The 16,508-nt window shown below is 63.8% G+C and carries 15 protein-coding genes and 1 pseudogene; 6 read left to right on the top strand and 10 right to left on the bottom strand.

Annotated features, from left to right (window positions below; all coding sequences use genetic code 11):
• The first annotated feature begins 26 nt into the window (after positions 1-26).
• Positions 27-1,027 (top strand): annotated as a pseudogene (locus X771_RS01000000164570) (metallophosphoesterase).
• Here the strand turns inward: X771_RS01000000164570 and X771_RS164020 are convergent.
• From X771_RS164020 to leuA, 4 genes are all read right to left on the bottom strand, one after another.
• Complete coding sequence (locus X771_RS164020; protein WP_023686189.1) at positions 1,028-1,645, bottom strand: hypothetical protein; 618 nt, start codon at positions 1,643-1,645, stop codon at positions 1,028-1,030.
• An 84-nt stretch (positions 1,646-1,729) separates the two neighbouring features.
• Positions 1,730-2,533 carry an alpha/beta fold hydrolase gene (locus X771_RS164025; protein WP_023686188.1) on the bottom strand — a complete coding sequence of 268 codons (804 nt, stop codon included), beginning with the start codon at positions 2,531-2,533 and terminating at the stop codon, positions 1,730-1,732.
• A gap of 103 nt (positions 2,534-2,636) precedes the next feature.
• Positions 2,637-4,406 (bottom strand): hypothetical protein, encoded by a 1,770-nt coding sequence (locus X771_RS164030; protein ID WP_023669961.1) that lies wholly within the window; start codon positions 4,404-4,406, stop codon positions 2,637-2,639.
• Positions 4,407-4,599: 193 nt separating this feature from the next.
• Positions 4,600-6,276, bottom strand: coding sequence for a 2-isopropylmalate synthase (gene leuA, locus X771_RS164035; RefSeq protein ID WP_023686187.1), 1,677 nt, complete (start codon positions 6,274-6,276; stop codon positions 4,600-4,602).
• A 482-nt stretch (positions 6,277-6,758) separates the two neighbouring features.
• Here leuA and X771_RS164040 point away from each other — a divergent pair, with 482 nt between their 5' ends.
• The 3 genes from X771_RS164040 (at position 6,759) to X771_RS164050 (ending at position 9,024) form a co-directional block, all read left to right on the top strand.
• Positions 6,759-7,925, top strand: coding sequence for an ATP-grasp domain-containing protein (locus X771_RS164040; RefSeq protein ID WP_023686186.1), 1,167 nt, complete (start codon positions 6,759-6,761; stop codon positions 7,923-7,925).
• Between the two features lie 5 nt (positions 7,926-7,930).
• The gene (locus X771_RS164045) at positions 7,931-8,710 is read left to right on the top strand and encodes an esterase family protein (protein ID WP_023686185.1); all 780 of its coding nucleotides are present in this window, start codon (positions 7,931-7,933) and stop codon (positions 8,708-8,710) included.
• Entirely contained in the window at positions 8,710-9,024 is a 315-nt protein-coding gene (locus X771_RS164050) for a nuclear transport factor 2 family protein (RefSeq protein WP_031199220.1), read from the top strand. The genes X771_RS164045 and X771_RS164050 overlap by 1 nt, the downstream gene beginning before the upstream one ends.
• A gap of 10 nt (positions 9,025-9,034) precedes the next feature.
• Here X771_RS164050 and X771_RS164055 read toward each other — a convergent pair whose 3' ends face one another.
• Positions 9,035-10,570 carry an MFS transporter gene (locus X771_RS164055; protein WP_023686183.1) on the bottom strand — a complete coding sequence of 512 codons (1,536 nt, stop codon included), beginning with the start codon at positions 10,568-10,570 and terminating at the stop codon, positions 9,035-9,037.
• Between the two features lie 146 nt (positions 10,571-10,716).
• Between X771_RS164055 and X771_RS164060 the strand changes: the two genes are divergently transcribed.
• A complete protein-coding gene (locus X771_RS164060; protein WP_023669967.1) occupies positions 10,717-11,613 on the top strand; it encodes a LysR family transcriptional regulator in 897 nt (298 codons plus the stop codon).
• Positions 11,614-11,666: 53 nt separating this feature from the next.
• Here the strand turns inward: X771_RS164060 and X771_RS164065 are convergent, their stop codons facing one another.
• From X771_RS164065 to X771_RS164085, 5 genes are all read right to left on the bottom strand, one after another.
• Positions 11,667-12,419, bottom strand: a complete 753-nt coding sequence (locus X771_RS164065; RefSeq protein ID WP_023669968.1) for an SDR family NAD(P)-dependent oxidoreductase — start codon at positions 12,417-12,419, stop codon at positions 11,667-11,669.
• 45 nt (positions 12,420-12,464) lie between these two features.
• A complete protein-coding gene (locus tag X771_RS164070) occupies positions 12,465-13,553 on the bottom strand; it encodes an AbrB family transcriptional regulator (protein WP_023686182.1) in 1,089 nt (362 codons plus the stop codon).
• Positions 13,554-13,633: 80 nt separating this feature from the next.
• On the bottom strand, positions 13,634-13,942 hold the full coding sequence (locus tag X771_RS164075) for a putative quinol monooxygenase (protein WP_023686181.1): 309 nt from the start codon (positions 13,940-13,942) through the stop codon (positions 13,634-13,636).
• Positions 13,943-14,020: 78 nt separating this feature from the next.
• Complete coding sequence (locus tag X771_RS164080) at positions 14,021-14,800, bottom strand: SDR family oxidoreductase (RefSeq protein ID WP_023686180.1); 780 nt, start codon at positions 14,798-14,800, stop codon at positions 14,021-14,023.
• A 73-nt stretch (positions 14,801-14,873) separates the two neighbouring features.
• Positions 14,874-15,302, bottom strand: a complete 429-nt coding sequence (locus X771_RS164085; protein ID WP_023686179.1) for a DsrE family protein — start codon at positions 15,300-15,302, stop codon at positions 14,874-14,876.
• Between the two features lie 100 nt (positions 15,303-15,402).
• Between X771_RS164085 and X771_RS164090 the strand changes: the two genes are divergently transcribed.
• The gene (locus tag X771_RS164090; protein WP_023686178.1) at positions 15,403-16,494 is read left to right on the top strand and encodes a hypothetical protein; all 1,092 of its coding nucleotides are present in this window, start codon (positions 15,403-15,405) and stop codon (positions 16,492-16,494) included.
• Positions 16,495-16,508 lie beyond the last annotated feature (14 nt).

The raw sequence follows: 16,508 nt of genomic DNA, 5'->3' as shown, positions 1-16,508 counted from the left end.
GGGAGCGCGTCGCCTATGAAGGAAGGATGTTCAGGCTCGCGCATATTTCCGATGTCCATCTGGGGCCGCTTCCCGGTGTAACCTATCGCGAACTCGCGTCCAAGCGCGTCGTCGGCTACGTCAACTGGCAGCGCAACCGCCGCCGCCATATGCACGATGCCGTCATCGACACCATCGTCGCCGACATGAAGGCGAGCACCCCCGACCACCTCACCGTTACCGGCGATCTGGTCAATCTGGCGCTCGACGGCGAGATCGAGATGGCCAAGCACTGGCTTGAGACGCTGGGTTCGCCGGAGGATGTCTCGGTGGTGCCGGGCAACCACGACGCCTATGTGCCGGGCGCCTTCGACAAGGTCTGCCGCTCCTGGGCGGCGTNTCGGTGGTGCCGGGCAACCACGACGCCTATGTGCCGGGCGCCTTCGACAAGGTCTGCCGCTCCTGGGCGGCGTGGATGAGCGGCGACGGCGTGACTGCGCCGATCGACCGCAACGCTTTTCCCTATCTGCGCGTACGCGGCAATGTCGCGCTGATCGGCGTTTCGACGGCGCGCGCCACGGCGCCGTTCATGGCCAACGGCTTCTTCCTCGAAGGTCAGGCGCAAAGGCTGGCGACAGTGCTCGACGCAACGAACAAACGCGGCCTGTTGCGGGTGATCATGATCCATCATCCGCCGGTGCGCGGCGCCGTCGCCCAGCAAAAGCGCCTGTTCGGCATCTCCCGCTTCCACAAGACCGTTCATAGGCATGGCGCCGAACTCGTGCTGCACGGCCATTCGCATCTGCCGTCGCTGTTCTTCATCGGCGGGCGCGGCGCCAGGATTCCTGTCGTCGGCGTCGCCGCCGCCGGGCAGTCGCCAGGCAGCAAGAACCCGGCGGCACAGTACAATCTGCTCGATATTGACGGGGAGAAGGGCAATTGGCTGATTCGCCTGACGCGGCGCGGCCTGACCGGGCCGGCCTTGCCGCCATCGGACCTGCAGGTCATTGAACTCGGCGCGCAGACACCGAGGCCTTCAGATCGTTGATCAGAAGCTGATCTTCATCGCCATCAGGCGATCCCAAAACAGCGCGGCCGCCACCGCCAGGCCAACAAGCGCGCCGGCGGCGACGAAGCCCAGGCCTGCAAAGAAGGTCGACCAGCTCTTGCCTGGCGCGGCTGCTTGCAAGGGCGGCTCCGCTTCGACCACCGCAGGGCGTTTCAGGTCGGCGACGGCCGGCTCGACACCGCCCTCCATCATGCGCTGGCGCTCGACGATACGCTCCGCCACATAGCGCGTGACCTGATCGGCGACCGGTTTCATATCGGTCGATTCGGCGAGCACGACGCGGCCGATGCGGGTATCCCTGAGAAAGCGGTAGGTGCGGCGGTCGCGCCCCATGGCGACATGGCTGACGGCGTCGATCCACAGGCGGGGCTGCAGGCCGGAGGAGACGACGAAGTCGAAATTGTCCATGTCGGCGGGCACGTCGGCAAAGACCGGGGCGAGCTCGGCGGCGAGCAGATCAAGCCGCATCCGGTGCGCCTCGCGCATGTCGACCACGACATCGTCGCGATCGGCGAAGGCATTTTTCACATCGCGAACGGCGTCGGACAGTTTGCGGGAGGTGTCGATGGGGGTGATGTTTTCGCCAGTGTCCTTCATCGGCGTCGCCTCGCTGATATGGTTAATTGCGAGTTAACACAGGCGGCGGCAAAATGCACTGGCGAGATGCGGGGCGCAAGTAAGTTAGCTCGCCGCGGCCTCGAATGTCGGACGCAGGCGCCTGCCGCGGCGTGCCATGTTTCGGCGCACGGCCTGGGCGACCACATCAGGCACTTCCTCGACCAGCATATGGCCGGCATCGAGCACGTGATGAATATGAAAATGCGCCGGCAGACAATCAGCCTGGGTAAAGGGCAGCACCGGATCGTCCGTTCCCCAAACCACCATCACCGGCATGTCGAGGGTGTCCAGCTGTTCGCGGGGTATGACCCCCTGCCGCTCGTTCCTGGTCATGACGGCCGATATCTCAATCAGCTTGCGCAACTGGCCGGGGCGACGGCGTAGGTCCGCCAGGACGCCAACGATGCGTTCGGGCGGCGGGCTTCGCGGTCCCGACATGGCGGCAAGGCAGGCGCGGATTTCCCGTCTGTCGGCGGCCGCGGCGTAGCGGCGCAACAGCGGTCCGTTGATCTCGGGGCCAACACCGCCCGGCGCCAGAAGCGTCAGCGAGCCTATCCTTTCAGGCTCGGCAAGCGCCATCAGGGAGGCGACCGCGCCGCCCATCGAATGACCGGCGACATGCACCCTTGCTATCCCGCGTGCGGCGATATCGGCGAGAACCGCTCGCGCCGCTGTTTTGGCCGGGCCGCTGCCAGGAAATTCGAGAGACAGTCCGTGTCCCGGAAGATCGTAGGCCAAGGTCCTGACATCGGGCCCTAGCGACGCGGTCACCTCGCGCCAGATATCATGGCAACCACCGAAGCCATGCAGCAGGACGACCGTCTTCGGCCCGGCGCCCCGCTCGGCAACATAGAGGGATGAGACCATGAAAATGTGCGATTATTGCAAGACTGGAGAGGAAATTCGAATCGAGGCTGGATTGCTCCCAGTCCAGACCGATGGCCAGTAAAGTTTTCGCGATCCGGAAAGACTAGCTGGCGTTGCCGAGGCCCGCGGCGCGCAGCGCCTCAACCAGCCGGTCGGTCAGATCGGCGGGATATTTGCGCTCGGCGAAGGCCGCGCGCGGATCGGCGGCGAATTTCGGGAATTTGGTGGTCAGCTCATCCAGAAGCTTGGCTGCCAGCTGTTCGCGGCCGGCAGCCTTGGCGCCGATCAGCCGCGCCGCCAGATAATGCGATTTCATCGCCGTCGTGCGCAGCGACTCGCTGGCTATCGCGGCCTTGTTCATGTCGCCCAGCATGAATTGCCCGGCGAAAAGCCCAAAATCCCACCATGTCGGATGGCCGCTGAACGTCTCGACGGCATGGGTCAGGATGGGTGTTCCCTCGGCATATTTGCCGGCAAAGATCAGGCCATAGCCGTAAGCGGCAGCCATGCCGAGGTCGTAGGGGTTGAGCTCATAGGCCTTGCGCATCCAGCGGATCGATTCCTCGGTGTTGCCGAGGCGCGAATTGAGGTAGCCATAGGCGCGGTGCGCATAGGGGCTGGTCGGTCCCATCTGGATGGCGCGATGGGCGAAAGACATTGCTTGTTCGACCGTCGCGCCAGGCGGATAGGCGTAATGATCGGTGGCGGCCTCAAGGGTCAGGGAGGCCAGTTCCGAATAGACCAACGACGATTTCGCACCCTGGCCGGCGAGGTTGTCCAGGCAGCGATAGGCGGCCTCGTGCGTCCTGGTGCTCTGGTCGAGATAGTATCTGTCGTTGAGGATCAGGCAGCTCGTCAGCCCGGTCTGAATGCCGTTCTGTTCGATGTAGCTGTAGAGCGGGCCGGAGGCGGGAACGGTCGAGCTGAGGATGGCGGCGATACGATCCTCGACGGTGCCAGGTGCGCTGTCGGCGGCCGTCAGACTGCGGGACAAAAGCACGCGGCCGGTCGCCACGCTCTGCAGTTCGAGCGTCACGTCACCTGCCATTGGTCCCGGCAGGACATCGAAAACGAAGCTGGTCGGGTCGGTGCTCGGATCGCGCTTGCTGTCGGCGTCGCGGCCGATGAAGTCGATCGTGTCGAAACCGGCAAGGCCGGCGCGCAGCGAAGCGGCGACGCGGCCGGCCTCGGGGCCGGTGGCCTTCACCGCGATGTAGACGAGGGGCAGGGCCTCCATCGACGGCGATGCGATGCTGCTCGTTACGCCTGCGGTCTCGACCACCGCGGTAGGATCGCTGCTGGCAAGCAATGCGCCGCTGCCCTGGCGCAGGATGAGCACGCCCAGCATGAGAATGACCAGCGTCATGGCGACCCAGAAGAACTGGAGATGGCGCGCCAGCGAAGGCCCAGGTTCTGTAACCCCCGAAGCTGTCGCGGCAGCGGGAACGGCGTCAAGAGCCGCCTGGTCGGGCGATCCGGGCAAGGCGGCTACCGCCGCCGCAAGCGGCTCCTGCCCAACCGGCAGGCGTATGGCGTTGAGCTCATAGGACGGCACGTAGCCGCCGCGCGGAATGGCAATGCGAACCGGTTCGGCTATGCCTTCATTGGCGAAATAATGCTGGAGAAGTTCGCGCAGCCGGCCTGCCTGCACCCGGACAACGGCGTCGGTCGACGAATCGAAATCGCCGTCCTTGCCGAAGACGTCCATGGCGATGGAGAAACCCTTGAGCCTGTCGGCTTCGCCGGCCTGCTCGCGCTCAACAAGATAGCGCAGCAACTTGCGCGCGCGCTCGGAACGTCCGAACGTTTCGCTGGCGAGCAGTCGCTCCAGTGTCTCGCGCACTGCGGGGGCGGCAGGCGTGGCATGCTGCAAGTGTCGATCCTCTCGAAGTCGGCACAGGTTGAGGCGCAATCATATAGAGCCTGCACTTCCATACAAGCATGCTTATGTTATGCGATCGCGTAACACACCGGATAGTTGCCGGTGGTTGACACAAAAGACCGGAATTTCCCTCGGCAAATGGGGGATTTCCGGGCGCCGCGGACATTCGGCGCCCGGGAAAATATCAGCCGGCCTTGCGGCCGATTATCCGGTTGGCGGCCGAAACAATGGCTTCCAGCGAGGCGGCGACGATGTTGGTGTTGATGCCGGCGCCGAACAGCTTGCCGCCGGGATATTCCATCTCGACATAGGAAATCGCCGAGGCGTTCGAGCCGCGCTGGAGCGAATGTTCGGAATAATCAAGCACCGACATGTCGACGCCAACATGACGCGACAGCGCATCGACGAAGCCGTCGATCGGGCCGGTGCCGGAGCCGGCGATGGTCGTCTCCTTGCCGTTGTCGAGGATCACCGCCTCGACCACGCGCTGGCCCTTTTTCTCGGTGTCGGGATAGGTGTGATGGTCGAGGAACTTCAGTCGTGCGCCGGGCTGGTCGACATAGGTTTCGATAAAGCGGTCATGGATGCGTTTTGCCGGCACTTCCTTGCCTTCGGCGTCGGTGATCGCCTGGATCTCCTGGCTGAACTCGATCTGCAGGTTGCGCGGCAGATTGAGGCCGTAGTCGGCCTGCAGCACATAGGCGATGCCGCCTTTGCCCGACTGCGAGTTGATGCGGATGATCGCCTCGTAGCTGCGCCCGACATCGGCCGGATCGATCGGCAGATAGGGCACTTCCCAGACCGGCGTGTTGGCCTTCTTCAAGGCCTTCATGCCCTTGTTGATGGCGTCCTGGTGCGAGCCGGAAAAGGCGGTGTAGACGAGTTCGCCGACATAGGGATGGCGCTCTGAGATCTTCAGCTGGTTGGAGTATTCGTAGACGTCCTTCATCCGGTTGATGTCGGAGCAATCCAGATGGGGATCGACCCCTTGCGTGTACATGTTGAGCGCCAGCGTCACGATGTCGACATTGCCGGTGCGCTCGCCATTGCCGAACAGCGTGCCTTCGACGCGGTCCGCACCCGCCATCAGGCCGAGCTCGGTGGTGGCGATGCCGGTGCCGCGATCGTTGTGGGGGTGCAGCGAGATCAGCAGGTTCTCGCGGTCGTCCAGGTTGCGGCACATCCATTCGATCCGGTCGGCATAGATGTTGGGCGTCGACATCTCGACCGTTGACGGCAGGTTGATGATCAGTCTGTTGTCGGCTGTCGGCTTCACGATCTCGGTGACGGCGTTGCATATCTCCAGCGCGACTTCGAGCTCGGTGCCGGTAAAGCTTTCGGGCGAATATTCGAAGCGATAACCGCCGCCGGCCTTGGCCGCCATGTCGGTGATCATCTTGGCCGCGTCGGTGGCGATGCGCTTGATACCGCCGACATCCTTCTCGAAGACGACGCGACGCTGCAACTCGCTGGTCGAATTGTAGAAATGCACGATCGGGTTGGTGGCGCCCTTCAGAGATTCGAAGGTGCGGGTGATGAGTTCGGGACGGCACTGCACCAGCACCTGCAGCGAAACATCAGCCGGCACATTGCCTTCCTCGATGCACCAGCGGGCGAAATCGAAATCGGTCTGCGAGGCCGAGGGGAAACCGATCTCGATCTCCTTGAAACCCATGTCGAGCAGCAGGGCGAACATGCGCGCCTTGCGCTCGTGACCCATCGGATCGATCAGCGCCTGGTTGCCGTCGCGCAAATCGACCGAGCACCAGATCGGCGCCTTGTCGATGACCTTGTTGGGCCAGGTGCGGTCGGTGAGACCGACCGTCGGATAGGGCTGGTATTTTCGGGCCGCGCCCGGCATGTGGCCGGCCGCGCGTTTTACGCTTTCGGCTTCGCCGGCGCGGATGTCTTCTCGTGCGTCCATCGTCTTGTTCTCCCGGCGGCTCGCGGATCGGTCTTCGGACGGATTCCAGGGCGAGCAGCGCCTTATCAGATTTTCGTTCGCTTGATGTGAATTGCCAATTTCTGAACTGGCTAAGGAGCGTGCGCGTAAGCGGCGGTTCGACCGCCGGGCGCTCCTTCAGCGAACCCGGCGATCGCCGATAAGGCCGAGAAGAAGCAGGGTCGATGCCAGCGCGCGCACGGTCTCCCCGGCAAAGCCGGTCGGACGGGAAGCGACGGAGGAGACGCGCGTGTTCATGGCGGGTTTCATACAGGAGCCGCCATGGACAGGCAAGTGGGCTGCCATTCCACCACTCGCGAGCACTCTTCCCCATGCGCGGCAAATGCGCCAGACTTGCGTGTAGCCGGGGCCGCAATGCTTCGCCGTCTGAGGGGTCATCCGTGAATTTCGTTTTCTTCTCGCCGCATTTTCCCGCCAACGGCGCCGATTTCTGCGACCGGCTGAAGAAGGCCGGCGCCACGGTGCTGGGCATTGGCGATGCGCCTTATGAGGCGCTGGACGGCAAGCTGAAGGTGGCCCTGTCGGAATATTACCGCATCGCCGACATGGAGGACTACGATCCGGTGTTCCGGGCGATGGGTCATTTCATCCACAAATGGGGCCGCATCGAGCGCTTCGAGTCCCTCAACGAGCATTGGCTGGAGCTGGAAGCCAACATCCGCACTGACTTCAACATCTACGGCACCAAGCTCGATTTCGTGAAGAATTTGAAGCGCAAGAGCCGCATGCGTGCATTCTTTCGCAAGAGCGGCGTCGACACCATCGCCCAGCGCAAATGCTCCGACCGGGCCGGTGCCATGACCTTCATCCGCCGCGTCGGCTATCCCGTGGTGGTGAAGCCCGATTCCGGTTCCGGCGCCTCGAACACCTTCAAGATTTCCAACGCCAGGGAACTTGACCAGTTCTTCAGAGACAAGCCCGAGGACGTGACCTTCGTCATGGAGCAGTTCATCGAGGGGCTGGTGGTGACCTTCGATGGGCTGGTCAACCGTGACGGCGAGGTGGTGCTGGCGGCCAGCCACCGCTACGACCAGAGCATCATGGAAGTGGTCAACAAGGACCGCCACATGAGCTACACCTGCTTTCCCAAGGTCCGACCGGCGATCGAAGAAGCCGGCCGCAAGATCCTCAAAGCGTTCGACGTGCGCGAGCGCTTCTTCCACATCGAGCTGTTCGAAACCAAGGACGACCGCGTCATCGCGCTTGAGGTCAACATGCGGCCGCCCGGCGCCTGGATGACCGATGCGATCAACTACACGTTCGACATCGACGTCTACGCGGCCTGGGCGGACATGGTGGTGAAGGATGCCGCCGGCGGGCCTTACGAGGGCAAATATTTCACCGCCTATGCCAGCCGCAAGCGGCGCCTCGACTATTTGCACAGCCATGAGGACGTGATAGCCGCGCATCGCGACAAGATCGTCCATCATCAGCCAATTGAAGAGGTTTTCAGCCGCGCCATGGGAAATTACGCCTACCAGATGCGCTCGAAAGACGAAGCAGCACTGCGCGCGGCCGTCGCCTACATCCACGCGGAAAAGGCTTGAACGCGATGGACATCTCCTATCACAAGCATTTCTCCGGCAATCTCGGCCGCGACATGGAATACAAGCGCTACGGCCATGCCGGCCGGCCGGTGGTGGTGTTCCCGACGTCGCAGGGGCGGTTCTACCAATTCGAGGATTCCGGAGGGGTTGGAGCGCTGGCCGAATTCATCGATACCGGCCGCATCCAGCTGTTCGCGGTCGACGGCGTCGATTCGGAATCGTTCTTCAACAAGCATGCCGGCGCCGCCCACCGTATCGGTCGCCACGAGGCTTATTTCCGATATGTGNTGCGCGAGGAGGCGCTGCCGGAGTTTCTGGCGACCGCCGAGCAAGCCAATGGCGGGCGCAAATTAAAGCCGCTGTTCACCGGCTGTTCGATGGGCGGTTATCATTCCTCGAACTTCGTCTTTCGCTTTCCCGAACTCGCCAGCGGCGTCATCGCGCTGTCGGGCGTCTATTCGGCGGGCGACTTCTTCGGCAAGGTGCTGGAAGGCGACATTTTCTACAATTCGCCGCTCGACTATCTGCCCGGCATCGTAGACCCAAAACTGCTTGCCCGGCTGAAGTCGCTGAGGATGATCTTCTGCTGCGGGCAGGGCGCCTGGGAAGAGCGGATGCTGGTCGAGACCCGCAGGCTGGAACAGATCCTGCGCGACAAATCCATTCCCGCCTGGGTCGACTATTGGGGCGGCGATGTCAGTCATGACTGGCCATGGTGGCACAAGCAGCTGGTCTATTTCTTCGGCCGCTGGCTGGATGATGATCTGATGCACCGGCTCGATTGATGACCACACCCGAACCTATCCGCCGCTTTATCGAGGCCACCAATGCGGGTGATAGCGAAGCCGTTCTCCACACGTTCACAGCCGACGCGTCCCTGACCGACTGGGGGCGGTCCTTCCAAGGCCGCCAGCAGATCGCGCGCTGGAACCAGTCGGACAATATCGGCGTGAAGTCCAATCTTCGCATTGTCCGCATCGCCGAGGTCGAGGGCAGCTACCGCGTCCGCATTGCCGTGAAAGGCAATGGCCTCAACGGCGAGGGTGACATGACCTTCGTGCTGGACGGCCACCGCATAGCGAGCCTCGTCATCTCCTGACGCGGCTCAGCTACCCTTCCTGGCAAACCGGCAGAGCAATGGTCTCGTGTTCCACCGCCGATCCACGGCGCAAGCCGAGAAAGACGACAAGGGCGGTGACGATGGTGATTGCCGCCAGCACGATCAGCAGCCTGTCGAACGCGATCTCATAGGCCTGGACCAGGACCGTGGCTCCGGCACCCGGCAAGCGGGCTGCCGCTTCGCCGATGTTGCCGGTCACCAGCAGCTGCGCGGCGGCGGTTGCATCCAGGGAAGACGCCGTTCCCTGAGCCGCCAGTTGGGCTGCCGTGAAACCCGACAGGACTGCCATGACGATCGCCAGCGCCACGCCTTCGCAAGCGACGCGGGTGGTGTTGAAGATGCCGACCGCCATGCCGGCACGCTCTTTCGGCACGACGCCGACGGCAAGTCCGTCCATCAGCCCCCAGGGCAAGGCGATGCCGACGCCGATGAGGATCAGCGGCGCCACCAGCGCTGCGACGACAGGCGGTGTCAGGCTCAGCCAGACAAGGCCGCCGGCGGCCACAAGCAGGCCGACACCGCAGATCGTTGCCGGAGCGATCCAGCGCGCTACCTGGCCGGCGAGCAGTGGCAGGATCAACAGCGGTCCCGACAGGCAGATCATCAACTGCCCCGCCTTGATCTCGCTCATCCCCTCGATGCCGATGAAGCGGATAGGCAACAGCACCAGCAGGACGACGAAGCCATAGGCGGGAGCGGCCGCCAGGAACTGGACGCCGACGAAGCGGGGAAAGCGGAACAGCGAGAGATCGAGCATCGGCCGGCGCACGCGCCGCTCGACGACGACGAAAGCGGCAAAGCAAAGGGCGGCCGCCACGAGAAGCCCGATCACCAGGGGATCGGTCCAGCCGCTCTGCGGCGCTTGCAGCACGCCGTAGGTCAGCGATGCCAGCGCGATCGTAAAGGTGCCGGCTCCCGCCCAGTCGAGGCCGGTCGCATCCGGATCGCGCGATTCCCTGATGGTGCGCAGGCCGAGCAAAGCGGCTGCAATCGCGAGCACTGCCACCAAGACGAAGATCGATCGCCAGCCGAAAGCATCTATGAGCAGGCCCGACGCGATCGGCCCAAAAGCGAGGCCGATGCCGAAACTGGTGCCGAGGAAGGAGAAGGCGCGCAGCCGCAATGGCCCATCGAATTCCTGGGCAAGAGCGGAGGCGCCGCCGGCAAAGGCGGCGGCACTGCCGAGCCCTTGCGCAGCCCTGAGCACATCGAACCAGACGATATCAGGGGCAAACATCGATCCCAGCGATGCCAGCACATAGGTGGCGAGGCCAACAAGGAAGAGCCGCTTGCGGCCATGATTGTCGGCCAGCGCGCCTGATGCCATCAAGGTGGCGGCGAAGGTCAGCATGAAGGCGTTGGTCACCCAGTTGAGCGCGATCGGGCTGCCGCCGAGGTCGGCCGCAATGCGGGAAAGCGCGACGGCCGGGCCGGTGAAGGTCAAGGGCATTGTCATGGCGGCAAGGCATACCGACAACAGGACAAGCCATGGCGCGACCGCGCCGTTTGTGGTCTTCGAGGTCATGGATTTCCTATCTGAACCAGGATCCGCCGGCCTGCCGCAAGCTTGCTGCGCCGGTCGTAACGGGAAGATAGGCTCGCGACACTTCGAGAAAAATAGTGTTAAATCTCCAGATATACCGGACTGAAACGCTCGAATGGAGAGATGCGATGGAACGCCTCAATGGGCTCCTGGCCTTTGCCCGCACGGCTGAGTTCGGCAGCTTCATCGCTGCGGGCCGCACGCTCGGCATCTCGGCATCGGCCGTCGGCAAGAGCGTCGCCAGGCTCGAGCAGGATCTCGGCGTCAGGTTGCTTCAGCGCAGCACGCGCCGCATCGGCCTGACCGAAGAGGGCAAGCTGTTCAACGAGCGGGTGCGGCGCATCCTCGACGACATCGACGATGCCGAGGCGATGCTGTCGCGGAGCCGCGAAACACCGCATGGGCGGCTGCGCGTTTCGACGCCGATCGTGACCTATCATTTGCTGTTCCCGGTGCTGTCCGAGTTCATGGCGCGCTATCCCGAAATCGAACTCGACATCGACTTTAACGACCGCATCGTCGACCTCATCGACGAAGGCGTCGACATCGCGATCCGCAGCGGCGACCTGCCGGATTCGCGCCTGGTGGCGCGGCCGCTTGCACCCTTCCGGCTGCTGTTGTGTGCGGCACCCTCCTATATCGAGCAGCACGGCAACCCGAGCCGCCCGGACGATCTCGTGAACCATTACGGCATCCGCTTCCGCTTTCCCAACAGCGGCAAGCTGCAAGGCTGGCCGTTCATCGGCGGCAGCGCCGAGCCGCAGGTCCGCTCGATGCTGACCTGCAACAACACGGAGGCGCTGAAGGGCGCCACGATGGCCGGGCTCGGCATCAGCTCGATGCCCGATTTCCTGGTCCGCGAGGCGCTGCGTGACGGCCTGCTGCGCACGGTGCTGGACGATCATGTCGACGGCCGCGGCCAGTTCCGGTTGCTTTGGCCGTCCAATCGCCATTTGTCGCCAAAGGTTCGCGCCTTCGTCGACTTTCTTCCCGACCGGCTTGCCGCGACGCTGAGCGGCTCTTGAATTAGTCCTTCGCGGCCGACAGCGACTGCGACAGCAAGGAACAGCGGCGCTTCTCAGTAGGTGGCGCGGCCGCCGGAGAGATCGAACGTTGCGCCGGTGGTGAAGGAATTTTCGTCCGATAGCATGAAGGCGATCATCGCAGCCGCCTCTTCGACTTCGACGAACCGGCCTCGCGGCACCTTGCCCAGCATGTAGGCGACCTGGGCCTCAGTGAGCTGTTCGAGGATGCGGGTGCGGGCGGGCGATGGGGTCAGCGCGTTGACGGCGATGTCGTGGCCAGCCAACTCCTTACCGAGCGATTTTGTCAGCGCGAGCACGCCGGCCTTGGCGGCGGAATAGGCGGCGGCATTCGGATTGCCTTCCTTGCCTGCGACCGAGGCGATGTTGACGATGCGGCCGTAGCTGCGCGCGATCATGCCGGGCACCAGGCGCTTGCAGCAGTAGAAGACGCCGTTGAGGTCGATGTCGATTATCTGGCGCCAGGCGGCAGGATCATAATCCGCCACCGTCGCTGCCGGTCCGGCGATGCCGGCATTGTTTACCAGCAGATCGACCGGACCAAGCGAGCGCTCGGTTTCGGTCGCGGCGCTGTCGACGGCCTCCATCAGCGATTGATCGCACAGCAAACCCTCGACCCGGCCGAGCGGGGCGAGTTCGGAAACGGCCTTCGCCATGGCGGTCTCGTCCACATCCCAGATGGCGACGCTGGCACCCGATGACAGCAGTCGCCGGGCGACGGCAAGGCCGATGCCTTGCGCGCCGCCGGTCACCACGGCGACCCGGCCTGAGAGATCGACGGCATTCACACGACGTTTCATGGGCACTTTTCCTCTTCCCTGGATATTTGAATCTCAGTCCCTGACGGCTCTCGCCACCAGCCGCGCTATGCTCGGCCCGGCGATGAGCACGACCAGGAAGCGGGTCGACTGCAAGGCCATGACGAAGGATATGTCGACGTTCTGCGCGGCGGCGGCAATGATGGCGACGCTGTCCATGCCGCCGGGGCTGGTCGCGAGATAGGCGGTCAGCGGATCGATACCAAGGACGTGGCTGATCAGCCAGGCTAGCCCGCCGCAAAAGGCGATCAGCACGACGATAGAGCCGACGATCTGCGGCAGCGCCCGTGTCGCATGACGCAGGATCGCCCGGGTAAAATTCAGCCCTATCGACCAGCCGACCATCGCATAGGAGAGCGCCAGCAGCCATGGCGGCAATTGCATCGCCACGCCGAAGCCGAGATGGACGATGGTGCCGATGATGAAGGTGCCGAGGAAGAAGGGTGACGGCAGCCGGCACAACCGGCCGAGCAGGCCGCCGACCAGCGCCACGCCGAGCGTGGCGGCAAAGGCTGCCGGTTCGATCGGCGGGAACCAGACGATGGCTGGTACCTCGATGCCGGAAGTGTCGACCCACATCTTGGCGACGAGTGCTGCCGTCATCGAGACGAAGATGACGCGCAGATACTGCATGAAGGCGACGAGGCGCTGATCGGCGCCGAAGGCACCGGCCATCAGCACCATGGCAGTGGCAGCACCCGGCGACGAGCCCCAGACCGCGGTGGTGCCGGGCAGGATGCGCCAGCGGCTGATCAACCAGCCAAGCAGGCTGGACGCCGCAAGGGTCGCCAGCACCACGACAAGGACCAGCGGCCATTCCTTGTAGAACACCGAAAAAATGTCGGTGGAGATCGACGCCGCGACCAGACAGCCGACCAAGGCCTGGGCGGCGGCGAACAGCGGCCGCGGCACGCGCACCGTGGCGCCATTGGTGCCGGCAAGGATCGCCGCCAGCATCGGGCCGATCAGCAGCGCCGCCGGCAGTGCGGCGTATTCCAGCGCGCCGGCGAACAGCAGCGAGACGATCAGCAGCACCACCCACTGCCGAACCGGACGCATGCGCGCCATGCGTTCGACGGCCGGTTGGTCTGGCGAAGAGTCCATGTTTGGGTCTTAGACCTGGAAGAGAAAAATGCGAACGCTGTCTCGGACGAAATTCACGACCCCGACCCCGCGTTGGGATGTCACTCGTTCTTGATGGCGGGCAGGCCGAAACCGCCGGCCGGATGGGTCTCGACCTGGAATTCGAAGCCGGCGATGATCGGCCGGGCCTTGGCGATCGCTGCCTGGACCTCCGGCAGCTGCAGCGAAGCCTTGTGGCTTGCGGCGTCGGTCCACACTTCGGTCACCCAGATCGCGTCGGCATCGGCCGGGTCGCGGGCGATGACATAACTCAGGCAACCCGGCATGGCGCCGGTCGAGGCGAGCAGCACATCCATGATCGCGTCGCGCTGGCCGCGCGACGCCCGCATCTTTCCGATCAATCCGTACATTGCCTCTCCCCTTCTTCCAACCTCAGCAAACGTGCGCACGACATGCATGGTTGCGAGACGCAGTATGCAATTGCCGGCTCACGGCATCAACTGGCCACCGTTCACCTCGATCACCTGGCCGGTGATGTAACCACTCAGGAGATCGGAGGACAGGAAGAGATAGGCGCCGACGCAGTCTTCGGCCGTGCCGGCACGCCCTTGAGGAATGGTGGCGACCATGCCCTTCATCTGCTCGTCGGTGGAATAGCGCTCATGGAAGGGTGTCGCGATGGTGCCCGGCGCCACCGCGTTGACGCGGATGCCGAAGCCGATCAGTTCCTTGGCCATGCCGCGCGTCACATTGGAGACAAAGGCCTTGGCCGAACCGTACAGCCCGGCGCCGCCGCCAGCGCCATTGCGCGCCGCGATCGACGAGGTGTTGACGATGAAGCCGCCCTGCTTCTTCAGCCATGGCATCGCCTTGCGCGAGGCCGTCAGCACCGAGCGGGCGTTGAGGTCCATCACCGCGTCGTAGTGCGCCTCGGTCTGCTCCGCATAAGGTACGCGGCCGAGCATGCCGCCGGCATTGTTGATCAGCCCGTCGAGCCGCCCGAATGTTTCGGCGCTCTCCTCGACTACCCGCTCGACATCGGCTGCCTGTGAGAAGTCGCCCTGTGTCAGGAACACCTCACCGCCGCTGTCGCGGATGTTTTTGGCCAGCGTTTCTGCGGCCTCCCGGCTCGAATTGTAGTGCAGGGCGACCCGGCATTTCTGGGCGGCGTAGGCCAGTGCAAGGGCGGCACCGATGCCGGTCGAAGCGCCGGTGACCAGCACCGCCTTGCCGGCAAGATCGGGGATGACGAGGGTGGTCGCGGTCATGAGCACTTTCCTTCGGGCTGTTTGGCCACCCTTCGTAGGCTCTCATGGCCTTCACGTTCAAGCCCGTGGCGGCTCAGGGCCGGAGATAGGCGTAGCCCTGGCGCTGCAGTTCGGCGAGCTTGACGACGCCGCCCTTGTCGGCGGCGTGGAAGCCCTCGAGCAGGTCGGCAAGCGTGATCTCCATGCCTTGCATGGTGTTGCCGCAGGCATGCGGCTCAAGGCCCTGCTGGACAAGGCCGGCAAAGCGTCCCGAGATCGCCGCCGATATGCCTTTCGACTTGAAGCCGGCGAGGGCCGGACCATGCACGACCAACACGATGTCGACATTGCCGCCGGTGCCTTCATAGTGGTTCTTGATGTTGCCGAGCACGAAGTTGACCTTATCGAGGTCGCTGAGGTGATAGGCGACCTTCGGTCTGTCTTCAGCGGCGGCGGCCCGGCTCAGCCCGAACAGGCCGGCGGCACCGGCAAGGCTGGCCCGGAACATGTCGCGTCGACGCATGGCATCCTCTCGGCTTGGCGCTCCCCGCAAATTGCGTGGCTGCGGCCATGATACTAGCATAAATTCACGTTACGTCCTGTCGATGCGAGGAGGGGGTCACATGGCGTTCAGGAAGTGGAAGGTTGTTGCCAGCGCTGGATTTGGCGCCGTGCTGCTCGGCGCGTTTGAGGGTTTTGCCGGCGATGCGCTTAAATTACCCGAACTCAGCCCGAATGGCGTCGATGCGTGTTTCGGCCGCGTCTATGATGCGGCGCACCTCAAGGCGCATCCAAAGCAGAAGGTGGCGCGGATCTTCTTCCTCTATGGCCATGATCCGGTGAGCCATCCGAACGAGGAGCCGATGGCAAACGCCGACACCTCCTACAACGGTTTTCTCACCACCATGGTGCGCGGCGCCAAGGCGCCGCAATGGGCCGGCGGCTGGTGCAATCACGAGTCCGAGGACGGCAAGTCAGGTCCGATCCGCTGCGGCATGGACTGCGACCGCACCATGGCGTCGCTGAAGCTCGACGACAAAGGCCGCCTGATCCTCACCGATGTCTCGTCCGATCTCTATCTCGACGCCGGATCGGAGGACGAACTGGGCGAAGCCGAATATGACCGGCAGGCGCTGGGCTCGGAGGACGATAATTTCCGTCTCGACCCGATGCCGGCCGCAACCTGCCAGGCTGAATTCGCCAAGATCGACCCGATCGATCCGGCGCTTGGCGCGCCACTGCGCGAGCAGCTGAAGTCGGACCAGCCATTCTGCTATGGGCGCGACTACGATGCTGCGCATCTCTCCTCGCATCCCGACCAGGTGACTCAGTCGATCCGTGTCTTTCGCGGGCCGGTGGAACTGGCCTCCTTTGCCTCAGGCGGCGATGTCGCCAACTGGCCCGACGGCGCCGACATCGGCGTTTCCGTGACCACCAGGGAGAACGGGGCCAAGGTCACGCAGACCTATTCCTGCCAGGGCGAGGCGGACCAGTGGCGTTGTGCGGCGAGTTCCAAGATGAGCAACTTTGCCTGCGACATCAGCCAGAAGGAAATCTACCTCAAGCGCGGCGCCAATGGCACCATGATGCTCGCCAACCCCAACAGCAGCCTGGCCATCGTTGATCTGTGCTCGAAGGAAGCTGGCGGCAAGACGGAGTCGGATGATAAGATCTACAGGCTGGAGCCAATGCCGCAATCGGCTTGTGCGCCTTAGTCACTCTTAGCAGC

Origin of the sequence: Mesorhizobium sp. LSJC269B00, from assembly GCF_000502815.1 — a bacterium.
Taxonomy (GTDB): domain Bacteria; phylum Pseudomonadota; class Alphaproteobacteria; order Rhizobiales; family Rhizobiaceae; genus Mesorhizobium.
This window is presented reverse-complemented; position numbering and strand designations above follow the sequence as displayed.